Origin of the sequence: Levilactobacillus tongjiangensis, assembly GCF_003946345.1 — a bacterium.
Lineage (GTDB): Bacteria > Bacillota > Bacilli > Lactobacillales > Lactobacillaceae > Levilactobacillus > Levilactobacillus tongjiangensis.
Genome location: NZ_RHNY01000001.1, coordinates 153,166 through 173,049, shown reverse-complemented (window position 1 = coordinate 173,049; position 19,884 = coordinate 153,166). Strand labels below are relative to the sequence as shown.

The following is a 19,884-nucleotide window of genomic DNA, read 5'->3' as shown; positions in this document are numbered from 1 at the left end:
TGGATTTTTTTATAAAATTATTGATTAACGGCCATCAGCCGCCATCGTTGCCGCCGTAGCACTACTGTCTTCACTAGAAGGCAGGCGCTTCAACCCAATACCAGTGAAACCACTGAGGATGGAGAAGATTGGCGATAAGAGACTGAAGAAACAGAATGGCAGGTATGCCAACGTAGAAACGCCTAACGTGTTGGCAGCGAACACGGCGGCAACCCCCCATGGAACCAAGTAGTTGATAACGGTCCCACCATCTTCAAGGACCCGGCTCAAGGCCAAGTTGTCCAAGCCACGGTCGTTGAAGGTTTGTTTGAAGGCTTTCCCAGGTAAGATAACGGATAAGTACTGTTCACCAACGAAGACGTTCACGCCAATCCCAGACAGGATAGCAGCGGTAACTAATGAGCCAGAACTCTTCAGACGCTTAGCTAACGGTACCATGGCCGTTTGAATGATGTTGAACTTCATCAACAAACCACCTAAAGTCAACGTCAGGATAATCAGAGAAACAGTGGACATCATGGCGCTGATCCCACCACGAGTCAGCAAAGCATCTACACTAGCGTTACCAGTCTTAGAAACAAAGCCAGATTCAATCATTGTAGCGATACTACTCAGAGATGTTGAAGGCTTTTCAATAAAAATCATGACGATAGCCAAACCAATGTTGATCAACAAGGTTGCGATTGCAGGAACTTTCCGCCAAGCACAAACCAGCATAATAACTAATGGTAAAGCTGCCCACCAAGTAATACTAAAGTGGCCGTTTAACGTCGCCAACGTCGCATTGATTTTACCTAAAGCGTTGGTGTCAGAGGCACCGGTGCCCAGGATGAAGTACAGAACTAAGGAAACCAAGAAAGCGGGAATCGTGGACCACATCAGGTTCTTAATGTGGGCAAACAATTCAGATTCAGCGATGGCCGAAGCCAGGTTAGTTGAATCAGAAAGTGGTGACGTCTTATCACCGAAGATAGCACCGGAGATGATGGCCCCAGCAACTAAGGCTGGGTTGAAGCCCATCGTGGTCCCCATGCCGAAGAGGGCAATTCCGATAGTTGAGATGATGGTAAAGGCACTCCCAATGGACGTCCCGATAATAGCACAAACTAGGAATACGGAAGGAACGAACCACTGTGCAGAGATTAAATGAAACCCGAAGACCATCATAGAAGGAATGATTCCAGCGGCGATCCAAACACTGATCAACGCCCCGATTAAAATAAAGATGAAGATGGGAATAATACCGGTTTTAATTCCTTCAATAATGCCACCGTGAATGTCATCCCATTCAGCGCCACGAAGCTTGGCCCACAGAATGACTAACGCGATAACCAGTAACACGGGGGTCATTGGTGATAACCCGAATTTGATAACCCCAAAACCCATAATGACTAACATTGCTAATAAAATGGTAATGGCTTCGCCAAAATGTACTGACCGCCAATTTTTCTTTGGTTGTTCTTCTTTCATATCAAAACGCTCCTCTTTTTATCTTATCTTCGCCAAGTTATGTACAAAAAAATCGTCCCCGCTGCAACTATGCAACAGGGACGATTAGACTTAAACCGTGGTACCACCCAACTTGAGCCACTGGTTCTAGACCCAGCAACTCCACTCTCTAGATGGTAACGGCTCTAGTAATTATCCGCCTGGCGTACCAGGACATTCCACTGTATTTCGTCGTAATCACCCTGATCGGTTCGCAGCAACCACCGACTTTCTGACACACAGATGACACGCTACTTGGAAATGGAAATTAGCGTTCGTTATTTGATTGATTTGATAATAGCACGATGAGAAAACCTCGTCAACCTCTAATCTAATTTTTATTTAAATGAGGCTGGGTATTCGATCATCCCACCAACGTGAGCTAAAGCCCCAGCTGTCAACGGTTTGATCAAGTTGCTTCCCATCGGTACTGGCAGTGAATTATGAATTGAAAAATCTTCGGCCATCACGTAACCGCGACTCCCGTAGAAGTTCATATCCCCCACCACGCTGACCGCTGTAAATCCAGCTAGCCGGGCCCGAGTCTCTAATTCACTCAGTAATTGACTTCCGATGGCTTGGCCCTGTTGGTCAGGCGCCACGGCCAGGGGTGCTAAAGCCACGATAGTTGCATTGTGGCGACTTCCCCGGACAGTAACGGGGGTCAGTAACCCATGGCCGACCACCGTCGTTAAATCGGTCTTGGCGACCACTTCCAAGCTAGGTTGGTAGTCGTACGTTGCTCGCAATCGGTGTATCAGAGGTACCTCATCGCCGTCGCTTTCTTCAATAGCAGCGAAAGCACTCTTGACGATCTGGTCGACCTGTTCGTAGTCGGCCGGCTGAATCGTTTCAAAACTTAAACTCACTTTGTCTACCTCTCATTTCTTCGCGATTGACTTCATCATTGTTCTTGGTCTTGGGTTGGCTGCTTGGGTTGGCCGCCTTGCCGGGCGAGAAGAATAGGCTAGAACGCTGTGAACGCGATTTCGAGCCAAAGAGCGGTCTCGAAACTCGGTTCTGCCTAACCACGGAAAACCACCGTGCTAAGGCAGTGCCACGGCTGAGCCTATTTTTCTCGCCCTCACGGCTAACATCGACGTCAACCCAGCTATCTGGTCTAAGCTAACTTCAGCCGTGAGGGCGGGTCTGTAGGTGCTCAGCCATGAAATTTCTCTTAGCTGAGTGGTCTTCTCAGGTTAGAGAAAGGTCGGACTTTGAGACCGCTCTTTGGCTCAAAGCCGTGTCCATGGCGTTCCAGCACCTACAGACCCGCCCGGTAAGGCGCATATTACGCTCAAACTAGATAATACCGTGTTATTATACACGACTGGCGGGTAATGTCTAAACTTTCGGGGAAGATTTAACGAAATAGCTTGAATTTTCCCAACCAAACCACGTACACTAGGAGCACAAATCTAAACAGAACGAGGTGCTACATTTGACGCATAAACAGCGTTGGGCCGCTCTTTCCATCGGGCTTTATCTCATCTTTGTCGTGGCCGCAATCTTCATCGGGTTCCTCAACCCTAGTACCATTGGCCTAGAATGGACGATTTTTTGGTATTTCGTAGTTGCTGGACTCTGCTACTACTTCTATTTTAAAAATTTTAGTTACCGCGAAGTCGTCTATTACGCAAAAAAACTAGGTCTTCACAAGGAAGACCTAGTTGCATTGGTACCTAAACTTAAGGAGACTCAGGACGTTCCTGACCCAGATCATCCTCACTTCTTCAGTCCGTTTGCCCGGATACCCATTACGGTTGTAAACACATTAACCGATCAGTTGGCACCCCAGGCAACGGCCAAAGACATTCCACCGTACCGCTAATTACTTGCGGCTACTGTAGGTCTGTGACTTCTTTAACCAGGCGGCATCGTCTGGGTCTGGACCCACCCGTTTGCCGGCATCAAGGTTCGCAATGGCTCGCATTTCATCTTGATTCAATCCAAAGGCAAAGATATCGCGGTTCTGTTGAACCCGCGCCTCATGAATGGACTTTGGAATCACAATTTCTTCTCGTTGAACGTGCCAACGTAAAATGATTTGAGCAGCGCTAACGTCATGCGCAGCGGCTAATTCATTGATTACTGGATCACTCAAGGCGTTGTTGTTCCCACCACCAAGTGGACTCCAGGCTTCATGCAAGATGCCCTTGCTTTCAAGGTAAGCGTGCATCTCGTCTTGTTGGAAGTATGGGTGCGTTTCGATCTGGTCAACGACTGGCTTAACCGTCCCTGCTTTCAAAATCTCATCCATCTGCTTCTGATTGAAGTTAGACACCCCAATGTTCTTGATTTTACCTTCTTTGTAAAGGTCTTCCATTGCTTTCCAGCTGTCAACGTAACCAGGAGCTGGCCAATGGATCAAAAACATATCCAGGTAATCAAATCCTAAACGGTCCAACGTTGCTTGGAAGGCTGCCTTCGTCTCATCATAACCACGTTCACTGTTCCACAGCTTAGAGGTCACAAAGACGTCCTCACGCTTGAGGCCACTCTCACGAATAGCTTCACCGACCCACTGCTCATTGCCGTAGTATGCGGCCGTATCAATGTGACGGTACCCAGCTGCCAAAGCCCATTTAATCGCGTTCTTGGTATCTTCAGCGTTATCAACTTGGAAGACCCCTAAACCGAGTTGGGGAATCCGGTTGCCATTATTTAACGGTAATGCAGGAATATCATTATGCAAAATAAAAACCACCTTTCAGACTTAGTTCCACTCCTATCATACAATAGGTTGACTGATTTCGCGGTAAGAAAGGTTAAGAAATCTCCGAAATCAGCAGGAAAATTTTGTTCTGGCGGTGTTTTGCGGTATTATGAAGGGTGTGGTAGTTTGTCGTCTCGACGGCAAGCTTGTTTTTTCACACCGTTCTGGACATGGAGGTTTTTCAGTTGAACAACCAAGAACCAAAATCACGCGTACAACGGTATAACTTTAACCAGGGGTCAGATCAGCCCACTCGCAAACGGCCAAGGAAGCCGCGTCGCTGGTGGCCATGGATCATGACGTTATTAACGCTGGCTATTGCCATTTTGCTGGTCCTAGCCATTAACCACCACAACAATCCTTCTGGTGCCAGCACCGGTAACTCATCCAGTGTTAGTGCTTCCGTTGCGGCTCGATCCTCTTCTGTTTCGGAACAGTCCGCCTTTGAGAGCTTCAAGAAGCGCTACAGTCAATACGATGACAGTGGCCTTACCGTTACGCAAAAACAAAAATTACAGAATATTATTAACAACGAGTCAAACAACGCTGTTCAGACCCGTGAGCAAAAGCTACTGGATCAGGCACAAACGAAGAAGAGTTCTGCTAACAGCACATCTAGTGCGCCTAACAAAAACAGCAGTCACAACCCAACTTCGTTTGGCACGACCCACACTTTTTCGTCGGTCGCTGATGCACAGAACTGGGCCCAGGCCTCTAAGAACCAATGGCTTCAAGAAGGTTACAGCACTTACACCATCACCTCGGATGGTCAAGGTAATTACAATTTACAATTTGTTCATTAATCACGGTGACACGCCTCTTCCTAATGGGAGGGCGTGTTTTTTTTCGTCGTTTTTTCTAAGGAAGTAATCTTAGCTTGTAGCTGATTGACCTTCGTGGTCAGGGTGTCGATCTTCGTCAATAATTCCACCAAATCAGCCTGCTGCTGGGCTTCGTGGTCGGTGGCCAATTGTGTGGTCCGACTGGTAAAGAAGTCCATGATGGTGCTGGTCAACAACCCGATGAAGCCAACGCCACCGAACATCAGAAAGCTGGCAACAATCTTCCCAACCGCCGTGTGCGGCGTCTCATCCCCATATCCCACTGTCGTAGCCGTCGTAATCGCCCACCAAAGTGAATCGGCCAAACTTTGCTTCTCAGCCAGCGAGAAGAGAAAAGCACTCAGCACAATGATGGCCACACTGATTGAAAATAAATAGATAAATCCCGTTTTATAGATGAACCGATGGTAGGTCTTCGTCCATTTGCCCGCGATCCCTAATCGCCAAAAAAGGTGGTGGAACCGAATCAGCCGGACCAACCGACCTAGTCGAAAGAAAGCAAAAACCGGGTGTAGCGGAATAATCCCCAGCAAGTCAAAAGCTGACTGAATGAGAAAAATTTTACGATTCTTCGTCACAACTAACCGGACGAAATAATCAATGGCAAACACCACTAATAAGCCATTAGCAATCGTCAATTCAACCGCATGGCTTCCCAGTCGCAGAATCATTAGACTCACGTTGATTACCGACCAGAGTGTTAGCAGCGTCACGCCGGTATGATAAATAACTAATCCACGTTGTGCTCGTTTCGCCATCAGACTTACTGCCCCCCTTACCCAATTACTTTAAATATAATCAAATCGGTCAAAATTACCAGAAATTCGATGCAAGCTTAATCAGTTTGCTAGCTTCTATTCGTAATCTTAATAATTAGATACCTATCGCGGCCTCCGGTTGGCGGTTGGGTGCCCGCTGTGGGGACCGCCTAAAGCCACAGTGCGGTCTTTAGGCTCGACTTGAAACCTCGAAAGTTCATCGAGTTTCCAAGCTCGTCCCGTAGTATTAGCTGAGCTCACTCAGCTAATACTACTTTCACGGCTGGCACCCACCCCGCCAACCTCTGACTACACTGGTCTTTTCCAATCAATTTTGTGATTGCGCTCATCAAAAATAGGGCCGAGATCACCTCTCAGCCCTATTAACACATTACATTCACTTCAGTAGTACCCAGCAGTTCCTAGTCAACTGCCAACTACTCACCACGCAATTAATTAGTCCACCGCTGTCTTCAACGTCTCCTCAAAGAACGCTGGCACCAATGCCTCGTAGACCTCAACAGCCTGTAGGAACTCCGTAATGGAAATGTATTCATCAACTTGATGCGAGGTGTTACTCCCTGGACCAATTTCAATGCTGGTAAAGTCTGCCTTAGCCCGCAAGAACTCGGCCCCATCGTTGGCACCGCCAGAACCCACAATCTGCGTATCATGCCCGCAGACCTCATCACTAATTTGCTTGGCTAATTGTACCAGTGGGGCGTTGGGGTCACCCGGGATTGCTTCTTCAGGATAACTGTAACTCAATGCTAAATCTACATCAGGTTCTTCATTTAATTTTGCAATCAATGCTTCCAGCTCATCGTAAATCACCTGGTTGGGGTAAGCCGGAATCGTCCGCATGTTGGCCATCAGTTCAGCGTGGGCCGGAATCGAGTTGATCTGCTCACCACCAGAAATTAAATCAACGTTGTGCAGAAGACCACCTAAAACCGGATCCGTTTTAGTGTGTTTCGCCATGATTGGTCCCACCGCATTATAAAATTTCATCAGATTATCAATCGCATTGACACCCTTTTCTGGCCGCGCACTGTGACTAGCCTTGCCCGTGGACACGACCTTGTAGTCAATGACCCCCCGTGCCGTGTAGACCACATTATCTAAGCCGCTGGGCTCCGCAATCACCAAACCCGCCAGATGATCAGCATAACCCTCGTCCGTGAGTTTAGCCGCACCGTACTCCCCGGTCTCCTCGCCGACGGTCCCCATCAACCGGACGCTCCCTTTGAGCTGAACGCCCTGTTCCAAGAACTCCAGCAAAGTGATGACAATGGCTGCCAGGCCGCTCTTCATATCGGAAGCCCCCCGACCAAAAAGTTGGTCACCAACCACTTCACCAGCGAATGGCGCATGACTCCAAGCAGATTCATTCCCGGCCGATACTACGTCCATGTGCCCACAAAGTCCAAGCTGGGGACCTGCTGGATTACCAATCGTTACCACTAGATTATCTCGGTTCTGAGCAAACGGGACTTTCTCAATCTTGGCTTGTGGATATGGCGCAAATAAACTGGCAATGTAGTCGGCAACGTCGGTCTCGTGGTCATTTACTGAGGGAATCTGAATTAAATGCTGAAGAATTTCAACCTTTGCTTGGGGTGTCATACGAATCATCCTTTCTGAGTAGCGAACTAATTGTTTCTAATCATACGCTAATAATTCCGTAAATCAAGCTATTTTTGAAATTATATTAGATATATTCTTATTATACGGATAATTATACATTATTCATGAATATTCACAGTTTGCCAGTCGCCTGCGGTATAATGAAGGGAGTTAAGCGTCATCAATAGGAGGGATTTCATGCGAATTTTTGTGCCAACAGAAGACGGCTATTTAGCCGATGAATACAGTAAGCACGCCACTGGCGACGATGTGTATGCCGGTGACCCCGTCAAGTCATTTCCCATTAGTCTATCGAAAGTACCTAAGAAAACTAGCACCATTGCCTTAAACCTGATTGACTTCGATGCCGTTCCAGTCAGCGGTTTTCCCTGGATTCACTGGGTAGCCGCCAATTTCCCCGGAACCACCCGTGAAATCACGGCCGACGTGTCCCGGACAAACGCGATTCCTCACGTCCATGGCCGCAACAGTAATGCCGGTTCCCTGGTTGGCAATACGGATCCCGCTATCTTTCAAAACTACACGGGACCATTCCCACCAGATAAGGACCACGACTACAGCTTGACGGTCTATGCACTGAACACCAAACTAGACCTGGAGGACGGCTTCTGGCTCAACGACTTCCTTCATCAAATCAACGGCCACGTCCTGGATACAGCCACAATTACCTTAAAGGGCCGCGTCTAAACTACTATATAAAGAAGGCTAATTATGGAACAGAATTACTCACGAATCCTGGTTCCCCTTGATGGGTCCGTTCAAGCCGAACTGGCGCTTAAAAAGGCCGTGGACGTTGCGCAAAGAAACCACGCGCACGTTGACCTCCTGAACGTCTTACGTATCAACCACTACGGCTTTTACGCCAGTGGATCGATGCCTGGCGGTGTCATCCACGAACTCGCAGAAGACGCCCAGTCCTACCTGAACTCATTAGTGGAAACGACCAGTTCTGCCACTGGCTTCAAGGATATGGACATCCACGTGCGGTTCGGAAATCCCAAAACGGTGATCTCACATGAATTTGTACAAGACCACCACAATGACCTGATCATGCTGGGCGCTACCGGATTAAGCGCCATGGCCCGTGTCGTCGAAGGTTCCGTAACGGCCTACGTTAGTCGCATGGCTAAGGTCGATGTCTTTGTCGTTCGGACTAATGAACAGGGCGAACCCATCGATACCAAACGCGCCGCTGCCAAGAACGCCGAACAGCCTAAGCTTTCCTAGCTAAGTGGTTTGTCTCCGGTTGGCGGGGGCCGGCAACCTCCGACTATCCAAGTTTGACTTCAACTATTCACCAGCTTGTTTGCTAGCCCAATATGCGGAAGGCAACTTAGTTAAACGAAACAATTTAAGATCAACCTAAAAAGATTCCTCAGCCGACATGGCTGAGGAATCTTTATTTTATACTACACAGGCCCTCAAGAGCGCCACAACCACGGCCATCATTTAGACCAAGACTGAAGCGTCCCCACGATAGGCCCCACTTCTGGCCACCGGAGATAAGTACTTATTTCCGCCAAAATGTCGTACAGTCCGTCTTGTCCGCAATGTTAAAGGCAATGATTTGTTTTAGTAGGTCGTAATCCACGTCTTGGGTCCATTTAATCCGGCCAAATTTCTTGCCAGGATTGTAATGCGCCGCCGCAATCTGGTCAGCAAATTCTTCCATGACTGGCCCTTCCGGTGCAAATGCCATGTGGGGCTTGGCCACGCTGAAGCCAATAATAAACGTGCCGTGGTCTGTAAACATGGGCTGGTTCCACGCATACCGCTGTTCTAGCTGCGGGAAGGTCTCCTGGACCCAATTTAAAACGGTACGCACCCGTTCCTGATGCGCTTCATCTTCAATCTTCCCTAGGTACTCCTCAAACTCTGCAATCATCTAGTCACCCCTCAACATTCTCAAAAAGTTGCCCTCATTGTACCATGTTCTCTTAGTCGTTAGGTCAGTAAACTTTTACTTAAAACTAAGCAGAAGGCCTGCGATTTTAATCGCAAGATGAATGCCAGGACTTAACAACTTTTAAAACATACGTTCCCCTAAAAAGCCAAACATGGTATACTTAATCCAATCTACAGGGGAGGTATCTATTGGTTAAGCTGGGGCGCACAATCAAACTGAGACTCTATCCAGATACTGATCAGGCAGCCGCTTTTCTTGCAATGAGTCAAGAATATCAACGATTAGCTAATATTGTCAGTCAATGGATCTTTGACCATGAGTTTCAGTTAAGCTGGTTAAAAATCAATCACCAACTGTACAAACGATTTCGGCAGGAATCATCACTCAATAGTCAGATGGTCCAATCCGTTTTTCGGACGGTCTCAGCTCATTACAAAACTGTTCAGGACCAGATGAGACAGCACCCTTACCGTTACAAGAACGAAGAGAATAAGTGGATTCAGATTCCGAAAGATTTGACTTGGCTGGTAAAACCCATCCATTTTCGGCAACCACAGGCTGATTTGGTTCGTCAAAGTAATTACTCTTTTGTAGATAAAATGCAACAGCTCTCAATAACCACCCTAGGTAAACGGACTAAATTAAGCTTTACCGACAAGGGATTTGAAAAATACTTTACCGAGGACTGGAAGCTAGGTACCGCTAAGTTGGTCCACAATCGGGGTAAGTGGTTTTTGCATATCGGTATCACAAAGGAAACCAGTGATTTCAATCCCAAGGATAATCCTCAAATTGTGGGTGTTGACCGTGGCCTGCGCTTTCTAGCAACCGCCTTTGATAGTGAGGGAAAGACACTATTCTTTGATGGTAAAAAAATCTTACGTAAGCGGAAAAAGTTCCTAGAGACCCGTCGACAACTACAAAGAAAAGGTACCAAGTCTTCCAAGAAAAAACTGAAGCGACTGGCCCAACGAGAGAACCGCTGGATGACCGATGTGAATCATCGGCTAGCTAAGACACTCGTTGCAGCATATGGTTCACATACACTTTTTGTTTTGGAAGACTTAACCAATGTGACGTTTAACACCGATGACCTGCCTAAGTCCCTACGAAGCAGTCATCGTTCCTGGTCTTTCTTTCAACTAGAAACTTTCCTAACGTACAAGGCTCTGTCCATTCAGAGTACCGTTGTAAAGGTCAATCCAGCGTTCACCTCACAGCGCTGTCCCAGGTGTGGCCTGGTTGAGAAAACAAATCGCCATCACGAGACTCATGAGTATTGGTGTAAACAATGCCAGTATCGTTGTAACGATGACCGATTAGGAGCCATGAATATTGCAATGCTTGGTCAAGAATGGTTGAACGGTGTTAAACGACCAAAGATTAAGAAGCTAACAACTATTGGGTAGATCCTGATAGTTAAACGGGTAGCCGTCAATTACCCGATGATGTTGCCACTACGAGTAGGAGTGTCTAACTGGCACGTTGGACTACTGTGTCTGTGTCATCAGACACGTGAGCGACAAGCCTCTGAATTCATTCAGGGGCAATTGACGCTGTCCAACTATTACTACGGCCGAGAAGCCGTTAAGCAAAGCTGGATCGATGAATACTATCAAGTCATCTCACAAAACTACACCAACATTTCAAATTATCTGACTCGCGAGCTGAACTTCCCAGTTGCCAAACGTGAACAACTGAAGGCCCGCTACCTGGTCTCAACTGACGGCAAGAACACGCCTTACAGCTCGGCTTATACCACGACTAAGCCCAGTCCTAGCGTTCCCGCCACGCCAGCACCTAGCACACCTAAACCCGCAACTCCTGCACCAGTAACGAAACCGTCTACCGCTACGACCGTCACTGAAGCCGGCCAAGGCGACACCATCAAACCAGCGAAGAAAGCGAAAAAGACCGTTAAAATTACGGCTACTAAAAAACGCCACACCAAGTACATCTACCGGTTAAAGGGTCACAAAGTCTGGTTCAAGGACGCTCACCTCAAACACAGCAAGGGGAAGACTGCCAAATCAGCTAAAACTAAATGGCGGATCACTAAACAGGAAACCGTCAAAATTAATGGCAAGAAGGCCACGTATCTAAAAGTACAGGATAACCACCATCACACCGCGTGGATCTTGAAAAAATACGTCGTGAAGATTAAGCAGTAACTAGTCTAATCGTACAAATAAGGTCGGGACAAATAGTTGTCCCGACCTTATTTGTACAAAATGCGCGCTAATGGAATTGCATCCCACCATCAACTTCAATCGTTTGGCCAGTAATGTAGTTTGAGTCGGGACCAGCCAGGAAGGAGACCACGTTAGCAACGTCCTCAGGCTCTTCTAGCCGGCCTAACGCGATATCCTTGGCAAACGTCTGCATCCCCCATTCATCACTCTCACCGGCATTCTCGCCGACCTGATGGGCGATGTCAAACATCATTGGAGTCCTAACGATTCCCGGTGCGTACGCGTTGACGGTAATCCCCTCAGCCGCTAAGTCCCGAGCCGCCACCTGAGTAATCCCTCTGATAGCAAATTTAGTGCCACTGTACAGGGCTAAGTTAGGATTCCCCACCACCCCCGCTTGGGAGGACGCGGAGATTATTTTGCCACCATGACCTAGCTCACGGAACTTGATGTGTGCCGCCTGGATTCCCCAGAGAGCGCCACCAACATTGACCCGGTAGACCTTATCAAATTGTTCCGGGGTAATCGTGTCTATGGGAGTGGTTGGTCCGAGACCGGCGTTGTTGACCATCACGTTTAGGTCGCCAAATTCTTCGACAGCAGCGTCAACCGCCTTGAAGACACTTGCGCGGTCCGCAACGTTGGTCCGAATCGATCCCGCCCGACCACCAGCGGCTTCAATCTCTTCTTCCACTAAGTGTGCATTCTCTAAGTTCAAGTCTGCCAGCATAACCGCAAACCCGTCGTGCACCAGCCGCATGGCGATGGCTTTCCCGATTCCTTGACCGCCACCAGTAACCAGCGCTACCCGCTTTTTTTCTTCCATAACATTCACTCCTTAAGGTGAGTCTTTTTTGATACGACTGAACTTTAAGTGCTTAACGACTTAAACGGAAATCCTTTTATCCAAATAGACGTAGTTTGTTAACTAAACCTTGGTCGACTTCAGTGATTACGATTGCCGCCTCCGGTTGGCAAGGAGCGGACGGGCTGTGGGGACCGCTTTCGGCCTGAGGAGCGGTCCTTCAGCTCGACTCAAAGCCCCCGCCAAGTTCGCGCGGTCTCTGAGCTCGTCCCGTGCTGTAGGCCCGGGTAACCCCACCCGGACCAACACCACCGACACAGCCCGCCCACTCCCTGACAACCTCCAGCTATATTGATGTTAATCATTTAGATTGACTTGATAAATGCCCACTGATTTCACGTCTAGTTTCAATCAAAGTAATATCCCCCTTAATCAAATCAATCAGTAACCTCACCCCCAAAAACAAAAAAAGAAGCCACCCTCTCAGGAGTGACTTCAGTCTTTCACTTAAATTTAAATTATGCGCTGGGAAATTGATCAATCATAGCGTTATTGGCAATTTCTCAGGCACCACGTTCATTTACTTTTGTGCGGCGCTCAAGCTAGAAGCATCTTCGCCAGCCTTAGCACGTAAGGTGGCTTCGATATCTTCCAAGGAACGGTTCCGTGTTTCGAAGACTTTCTTTTGGACGAACCAGATGGAAACCAAGCAGAGAACACCATAACCGATGAACAAACTCCCAGTACCGAAGAAGTCCAACAGAGATGGGAAAGTTAAGGAAACAATCATGTTAGCAGTCCAGTTGATCACACTAGCAAATGAGTTCCCTAACCCACGAATGTTCAATGGGAAGACTTCACCAATCATAACCCACATTACGGGGCCCCAAGTTGCGGAGAAGAAGGCAATGTAGATGGTCAAGGCGATAACGGAAATAATCGCAGCAGTTTGAGAACCACCGGAGAACTTCATCCCAAGGCTCATCACGAACAGTGAGATGGCCATCCCAACGGCCCCAATGATCAGCATCTTCTTACGGTCAACCTTATCCATAATGGTTACGGCAACGGCAGTAACGATCACGTTAAAGATCCCGATACCAATGTGGGCTAACAGTGCGGCGGAAACCCCGAAACCAACATCCGTAAAGATGGTTGGTGCGTAGTACAGCACGGTGTTACATCCCATGACTTGTTGGAAAATTGCTAACCCAAAACCAATGGTCAATGAAGGACGAACCATCTTACTGAAGAGTTCCTTCCAGCCACCACTAACGATCTTGGCTGATTCTTCGATTTGGGCAACTTCCTTGTCAACTGCGGCTTGGTCATGCTTGTTCATGGTATCCAGCACCTCACGTGCTTCGGCCATGTGACCTGACTTAACCAAGAACCGAGGGCTTTCTGGCAGGACCAACCCACCAATGAACAACAGAGCAGCTGGAATAGCAGCGAACCCTAACATCCAACGCCAGCCGGTGTACATACCAGAGAAACTGTAGTTGGTGATGTAAGCCAACAGGATCCCAGTCATAACCATCAGTTGGAACAGACTAGAAACGGTCCCCCGCTTATCAGCAGGTGCCAATTCAGCCAGGTACGTTGGAATCAAAGCTGAAGCAGCCCCAACGGCCATCCCCAAGATGATCCGGGAAACGATCAGTGTCCAGAACTCTGGTGAGAAGGCAGATCCTAAAGCACCGACCAAGAAAATAATAGCTGAAAGCAGCAATAAATTCCGCCGACCAAAACGGTCAGAGGATGGTCCAATGATGGCGGCACCTAAGATGGCACCTAATAAGACGGCACTGACGACCCAGCCTTGTTGCCAAGACCCTAAATTCATTTGTTTCTGGATAAACAGAATTGCTCCTGAAATTACCCCGGTATCATACCCAAAGAGGAGACCCCCAAGGGCGCCGAAGAAGTAAACAAAGCCAGTTGAAACTTTTCGCATGTTCTTACTTCCTTTGACGGTTCGTCGCCGCATAATTTTTTTGCAATATGTAAGTTGGCACATTTAGCGTTGGCTGATTGCCACAACCAACTAGAAGCTATGATAGCACTTTCATCAAATTTTTGAAAGCGTTTCCTACGGAATTTCGTGAAGGTTTTCGCAATCAGGGTAAACGGTTTCACAGCACAATCTCGTGACTTTCCTTATAAACTCTATGTTTCTCACCACCAATGATAAATCCAAGTCACTTTAAAATTTTTTACAAAAAAACGAGAAAGCCATCCTCGCAGGAATGGCCCTCTCGCAATCAAAGGAAATACTTAACTTATTTCGCAGCGTTCAGGCTAGCTTCTTTTTCGTCCGCCTTAGCACGCAACGTTGCTTCGATATCTTCCAAAGAACGGTTCCGAGTTTCGAAGACCTTCTTTTGAACGAACCAGATAGAAGCAAAGCAGAGAATCCCGTAACCGATAAACAAACTACCAGTACCGAAGAAGTCTAACAGAGATGGGAAAGTTAAGGAAACGATCATGTTAGCGGTCCAGTTGATCACACTAGCAAAGGAGTTCCCTAACCCACGAATGTTCAGTGGGAAGACTTCACCAATCATAACCCACATTACGGGACCCCAGGTTGCGGAGAAGAAAGCAATGTAGATGGTCAAGGCGATAACGGAGATGATGGCTGCAGTTTGAGAACCACCGGAGAACTTCATCCCGAGACTCATAACGAACAGGGAAATCCCCATCCCAACGGCACCAATATTCAACATCTTCTTACGGTCGATCTTATCCATGATCATCACGGCAATCGCAGTAACGATCACGTTAAAGATCCCGATACCGATGTGGGCTAACAGGGCTGCGTTGACCCCGAAACCAACGTCAGTAAAGATAGTTGGTGCGTAGTACAGCACGGTGTTACATCCCATAACTTGTTGGAAAATAGCCAGACCAATACCAATCGTCAATGAAGGACGAACCATCAGGCCAAAGAGTTCTTTCCAGCCGCCGTTCTTCATCTTAGCTTGTTCTTCAATTTGTGCTAATTCTTTTTCAACAACGGGCGTATTGTGCTTGTTCATGGTGTCCAGAATTTGACGAGCGTGGTCACTGTGACCCGTTTTAACTAAGAAACGAGGACTTTCAGGTAAGATCAACCCACCTAAGAACAGGATTGCGGCAGGAATTGCGGCAAACCCTAACATCCAACGCCAGCCGGTGTAGAAGCCAGCAAAACCGTAGTTGGTGATGTAGGCTAACAGAATCCCGGTCATAACCATCAGTTGGAACAGACTGGACATCGTCCCCCGTTTGTCAGCGGGTGATAGTTCAGCTAAGTAAGTTGGAATCAAGGCTGAGGCAGCCCCAACGGCCATCCCGAGGACGACCCGTGAAATAATTAATGTCCAAAACTCTGGTGAGAACGCGGAACCCAAGGCCCCCACGAAGAAAATAATTGCTGATAATAGCAGTAACTTCCGCCGGCCATAACGGTCAGAGGATGGTCCGATGATGGCAGCCCCTAAAATGGCCCCCAACAGAACGGCACTAACGACCCAGCCTTGTTGCCAAGAACCCAGGTTCATCTGCTTTTGAATAAATAAAATGGCTCCGGAAATTACCCCGGTATCGTAACCGAATAGTAATCCACCCAAAGCCCCGAAGAAATAAACAAATCCGGTCGAAACTTTTCGCATAGATATCGCTCCTTATGCGGCTTTCGCCGTAAAATTCTAAAGTGGCAGTGTATGTGACGAAGTATAGCTGAAAATGTAAGTGTAAGTTGGTGTTTTTAACAGTTGTTGGTTGATTGGTTCAACCAACCATGTGCATATAATAACATGGTTTAAATCGTTTTGGAAGCGTTTTCTTGAGAAAATAAAAAAAACTCGGCATTTCGCCGGGTTTTCCTATCAGATTACTTGCATTTCAATGATAAAAAGCTTCTCGCTAGTTAAGTTCCTCGCGCCGGTAGTCCAGCAATTGCGCACTGATCGACTTGGTCTGTTGGTAGACCTGCTTGTAGATTTTGTGCATCTTAGCGTACTTTTTGGCGTTCTCAGGGTTTGGTTCATAAGCCTTACCGAAGTGCACGAAGGTTTCCGCACAGTCCTGCAGGGAGTCAAACCAGCCGAGACCGGTAGCCGCAATCATGGCGGCCCCCATCCCTGGGCCCTGTTCATTCGTCAGGCTGACAACTTTACGGTTAAAGATGTCGGCTTGAATTTGTAACCAGAGTGGACTCTTGGCCCCACCACCAATGGAAACGACCGTATCAAAGTCGCCGCCATTTTCTTCGTAGATGTCAAAGAGATCACGGAAGGAGAAGACGATACCCTCCAAAACGGCCCGTACGAAGTCGTAGCGCTTGTGAGTGCCATCGACCCCGGTAAAGCTTCCCCGGATATCAGCGTCGGCGTATGGTGCCCGTTCACCGACGATATAGGGCGTGTAGAGCAGACCATTGGCCCCAACGGTACTTTTAGCCGCACTGGCCACAAAGTCCGTGAAATCGGCTTCTGGAGCGAAAGTCTTCTTGAACCAGCTCAAAGAATAACCGGCTGCCAGAGTGACCCCCATAGAGTAGTACTTGTCGGGAATGGCGTGGTCTTCAAACTGCACGACACCGTGATAGTTCACGTCAGCCGTGTCTTCATACTTCAGAACAACCCCAGACGTCCCAATACTGGACAGAACCATGTTGGGATGCAGGATCCCGGCACCAACGGCACCAGCAGCGTTATCAGCGGCACCACCATAGACCTTAGTGGCCGTGGTCAAGCCAGAGAATTCGGCATAGGCCGGTGTAACCGTCCCAGCAAAATCAACGGACTTGATCAAAGGTGGGCACATGCTCATTGGGATATCAAAGGTATCACAAATTTTCTGGCTCCATTCACCCTTCGCAACGTCGAGGAGAACGGTCCCAGTCGCATCTGAATAGTCCATGGCCAGGTTACCTGTCATCCGATAACGCACGTAGTCTTTAGGCAGGACAAAGTACTTAGCCTTAGCCCAAATGTCAGGTTCGTTTTCTTTGACCCAAAGTAATTTCGTCAGCGTAAAGCCTTCGAGGGGTTGGTTCCCAGTGATGTCGACAAATTCGTCGCCCATCTTGGCTTCAATTTCTTCACGTTGTGGCGTGGTCCGCGTATCGTTCCACAAAATAGCGGGACGTAAAACTTTCTTATTTTCGTCAAGCAGAACCATCCCGTGCATTTGTCCAGAGTAACTCAGGCCTTCAATGTCAGCGGCATCTAAGTGATCGTTTAAAATCAACCGCACAATCGCCACCGTTGTTCCAGAAACCCAGTCCTCTGGGTTCTGTTCGTTATAGCCAGGCTTCTTTTGAATCAAATCATAGTCAAAACTTTCTTGGGCGACAATTTGCCCACTGTGGTCTAAGGCCGACACCTTAACGGCACTGGTCCCTAGGTCAACACCGAGTACATACTTCCCCATCGGTCATTCCTCCTAAATATTTTGCTTTATCGTTTAGTCTTTAGTCAGCGGGTTAGGTCGCTTCCGGTGGGGACGGGTCACGCTGTGGGGCAACCCCGGAAGCCACAAAGCGGTCTTCCGCGGCGACTTGGTGCCCCACCAGAACCGTGGGTCACCAAGTGCGGCCCATGTTCTAAGCGGCAAAAACCGCCACTAAGAACATCGACACTGCGTGACCCGTCCCCACCTCCAGCTAACTACTGGCAACATGCCGTTGCTAATACACTGGTGAATGGGCCTAGCCATCTATTCGTTTGGTTATCCTAATTATGTTAAAACAGTTATTATTTCAGATAAATTACGTGAGTAAATCTAACACTTTACAGACCTCTATCACTTAGAAAGCCTAACAAGAATATCACAGTCATGTGCCAGACATCGTTTTGCGTGGCCACCTCAACTATCTAGAGCCGGAGGCCGCCAGTTACTGCGCAGTGATGGTGGTGTTAGCTAGCTTAGACCACGGGCCACGAGGGAAACACGCGGGTTAGGCGGGGTTCTCTCGTGCCTTTTCAGACCGCACTTTGGCTGAAAAGGTTGCCCCACAGCGCAGTAGCTGGCGGCCGCAGGCGACACCACGTTAACCATAGTCACAAGCATAAAAATGGCGGACGAACACACCGTCCGTCCGCCATTCTATATGATATTTATTTTCGCAAAGTCCGAGATTACTTGCTCAGAGTGTCAATGATGTAATGGTTGATCGTATCCTTGACTTCTTCCAAGTGGTCAGAGTGCGTAGCAGCAATCAATTCTGATTGTGGCTTGTCGATAGCGTACTTTTCAAGGGACTTGAAGTCTGCCTTGCCGCTTTCGATATCAGCACCGATACCGGATTCGTATGAACTGTAACGGTCCTTCTTCAAGTTGTCTAAGAAGCCGTCTTCCTTCATAGCAACAGCAACCCGTAAGCCGGCAGCAAAGCTGTCCATACCTACGATGTGGCCGTAGAAGAGGTCTTCTGGGGCAAATGATGAACGACGAGGCTTAGCATCGAAGTTCAAACCACCGCGAGGGCCGATGCTGCCGTTTTCAACAACTTCGTACATTGCAGCAGTCGTTTCGTACAGGTTAGATGGGTATTCATCAATATCCCAGCCGATCAGCTTGTCGCCTTGGTTGGCATCCAATGAACCTAACAGACCTGCTTCACGGGCAGTCCGGATTTCGTGTTGGTAAGTGTGACCAGCTAAGTTAGCGTGGTTACCTTCCAAGTTCAACTTGAAGTCTTTGTCCAAACCATATTCCTTCATGAAGGCAATGGTGGTTGCGGCATCGAAGTCGTATTGGTGAGTCGTTGGTTCCTTAGGCTTTGGTTCGAGCAACATTTGTGCATCGAAGCCAATTTCGTTAGCGTAGTCCTTAGCCATGTGGAAGAACTTAGCAGCATGTTCTTGTTCTTCCTTCATGTTCGTGTTCCAGAGTGATTCGTAACCTTCACGGCCACCCCAGAAGACATAGTTTTCGGAGCCAACGCGCTTACCAATTTCCAAACTATGCTTCAATTGAGCGGCACAGTAAGCAAAGATGTCAGCGTATGGAGAAGTAGCAGCCCCTTCAACGAAGCGAGGGTTCGTGAACATGTTTGACGTGTTCCACAGAACCTTCATGCCACTCGTCTTTTGGTATTCGACGATCTTGTCAACGACTTTGTCCAAGTTAGCGTTGGTTTCACGTAAAGTGTCGCCTTCTGGAGCTAAGTCACGATCGTGGAAGCAAAGGTAATCTACACCTAATTTGTCGTAAAATTCAAATGCAGCATCAACCTTGGCTAAAGCCAAGTCCATTGGATCTGTGTACTTGTCGTAAGGACGTTGGGCAGTTCCATCACCGAATGGGTCAACCAAACGTTGATCGAATGTGTGCCAGTAAGCTACGGCAAACCGTAACCAATCCTTCATTTTCTTACCGCCAATAACTTCTTCTGGGTTGTAGTACTGGAACCCTAAGCCTGACTTTTTATCTGAGTGCCCGACGTATTGAATCTTGTCGATGCCTTTCCAATAACTTGTTTTAGTATCCATAATTAGTAAAACCCTCCTAGTTAGTTCGTTGCGACAACCAACTTAC

At 47.9% G+C, this 19,884-nt stretch carries 17 protein-coding genes; 6 read left to right on the top strand and 11 right to left on the bottom strand.

The window, feature by feature from the left end:
• Positions 1–24: 24 nt before the first annotated feature.
• Together nhaC and EKM75_RS00740 are read right to left on the bottom strand one after the other, a co-directional pair.
• Positions 25–1,470, bottom strand: a complete 1,446-nt coding sequence (gene nhaC / locus EKM75_RS00745) for a Na+/H+ antiporter NhaC (RefSeq protein ID WP_125691190.1) — start codon at positions 1,468–1,470, stop codon at positions 25–27.
• Between the two features lie 356 nt (positions 1,471–1,826).
• Positions 1,827–2,357, bottom strand: a complete 531-nt coding sequence (locus tag EKM75_RS00740) for a GNAT family N-acetyltransferase (RefSeq protein ID WP_125691188.1) — start codon at positions 2,355–2,357, stop codon at positions 1,827–1,829.
• Between the two features lie 572 nt (positions 2,358–2,929).
• Here EKM75_RS00740 and EKM75_RS00735 point away from each other — a divergent pair.
• Positions 2,930–3,319, top strand: a complete 390-nt coding sequence (locus EKM75_RS00735) for a hypothetical protein (protein WP_125691186.1) — start codon at positions 2,930–2,932, stop codon at positions 3,317–3,319.
• On the opposite strand, the gene EKM75_RS00730 is transcribed toward EKM75_RS00735, so the two are convergent.
• A complete protein-coding gene (locus tag EKM75_RS00730) occupies positions 3,320–4,183 on the bottom strand; it encodes an aldo/keto reductase (RefSeq protein WP_125691184.1) in 864 nt (287 codons plus the stop codon).
• 317 nt (positions 4,184–4,500) lie between these two features.
• Between EKM75_RS00730 and EKM75_RS00725 the strand changes: the two genes are divergently transcribed.
• Complete coding sequence (locus tag EKM75_RS00725; protein WP_225426615.1) at positions 4,501–5,007, top strand: hypothetical protein; 507 nt, start codon at positions 4,501–4,503, stop codon at positions 5,005–5,007.
• A 20-nt stretch (positions 5,008–5,027) separates the two neighbouring features.
• Here EKM75_RS00725 and EKM75_RS00720 read toward each other — a convergent pair whose 3' ends face one another.
• The gene (locus EKM75_RS00720; RefSeq protein WP_125691180.1) at positions 5,028–5,804 is read right to left on the bottom strand and encodes a potassium channel family protein; all 777 of its coding nucleotides are present in this window, start codon (positions 5,802–5,804) and stop codon (positions 5,028–5,030) included.
• A 456-nt stretch (positions 5,805–6,260) separates the two neighbouring features.
• Positions 6,261–7,430: an ArgE/DapE family deacylase gene (locus EKM75_RS00715; protein WP_125691178.1), complete on the bottom strand. Its 1,170-nt coding sequence runs from the start codon at positions 7,428–7,430 to the stop codon at positions 6,261–6,263.
• A 198-nt stretch (positions 7,431–7,628) separates the two neighbouring features.
• Between EKM75_RS00715 and EKM75_RS00710 the strand changes: the two genes are divergently transcribed.
• Together EKM75_RS00710 and EKM75_RS00705 are read left to right on the top strand one after the other, a co-directional pair.
• The gene (locus EKM75_RS00710; protein ID WP_125691176.1) at positions 7,629–8,138 is read left to right on the top strand and encodes a YbhB/YbcL family Raf kinase inhibitor-like protein; all 510 of its coding nucleotides are present in this window, start codon (positions 7,629–7,631) and stop codon (positions 8,136–8,138) included.
• 24 nt (positions 8,139–8,162) lie between these two features.
• A complete protein-coding gene (locus EKM75_RS00705) occupies positions 8,163–8,678 on the top strand; it encodes a universal stress protein (RefSeq protein WP_164508692.1) in 516 nt (171 codons plus the stop codon).
• A gap of 283 nt (positions 8,679–8,961) precedes the next feature.
• On the opposite strand, the gene EKM75_RS00700 is transcribed toward EKM75_RS00705, so the two are convergent.
• A complete protein-coding gene (locus tag EKM75_RS00700) occupies positions 8,962–9,336 on the bottom strand; it encodes an iron chaperone (protein ID WP_125691172.1) in 375 nt (124 codons plus the stop codon).
• Positions 9,337–9,545: 209 nt separating this feature from the next.
• On the opposite strand from EKM75_RS00700, the gene EKM75_RS00695 reads away from it, so the two are divergent.
• Complete coding sequence (locus EKM75_RS00695; protein WP_125691170.1) at positions 9,546–10,766, top strand: RNA-guided endonuclease TnpB family protein; 1,221 nt, start codon at positions 9,546–9,548, stop codon at positions 10,764–10,766.
• A 60-nt stretch (positions 10,767–10,826) separates the two neighbouring features.
• Positions 10,827–11,528: a hypothetical protein gene (locus tag EKM75_RS00690; RefSeq protein WP_125691168.1), complete on the top strand. Its 702-nt coding sequence runs from the start codon at positions 10,827–10,829 to the stop codon at positions 11,526–11,528.
• 67 nt (positions 11,529–11,595) lie between these two features.
• On the opposite strand, the gene EKM75_RS00685 is transcribed toward EKM75_RS00690, so the two are convergent.
• From EKM75_RS00685 to xylA, 5 genes are all read right to left on the bottom strand, one after another.
• A complete protein-coding gene (locus tag EKM75_RS00685) occupies positions 11,596–12,375 on the bottom strand; it encodes a (S)-acetoin forming diacetyl reductase (protein WP_125691166.1) in 780 nt (259 codons plus the stop codon).
• Between the two features lie 559 nt (positions 12,376–12,934).
• The gene (locus EKM75_RS00680; protein WP_125691164.1) at positions 12,935–14,311 is read right to left on the bottom strand and encodes a sugar porter family MFS transporter; all 1,377 of its coding nucleotides are present in this window, start codon (positions 14,309–14,311) and stop codon (positions 12,935–12,937) included.
• A 325-nt stretch (positions 14,312–14,636) separates the two neighbouring features.
• A complete protein-coding gene (locus EKM75_RS00675; RefSeq protein WP_125691162.1) occupies positions 14,637–16,010 on the bottom strand; it encodes a sugar porter family MFS transporter in 1,374 nt (457 codons plus the stop codon).
• A 253-nt stretch (positions 16,011–16,263) separates the two neighbouring features.
• On the bottom strand, positions 16,264–17,775 hold the full coding sequence (gene xylB, locus EKM75_RS00670; RefSeq protein ID WP_125682941.1) for a xylulokinase: 1,512 nt from the start codon (positions 17,773–17,775) through the stop codon (positions 16,264–16,266).
• Between the two features lie 707 nt (positions 17,776–18,482).
• On the bottom strand, positions 18,483–19,838 hold the full coding sequence (xylA, locus tag EKM75_RS00665) for a xylose isomerase (protein ID WP_125682939.1): 1,356 nt from the start codon (positions 19,836–19,838) through the stop codon (positions 18,483–18,485).
• Positions 19,839–19,884 lie beyond the last annotated feature (46 nt).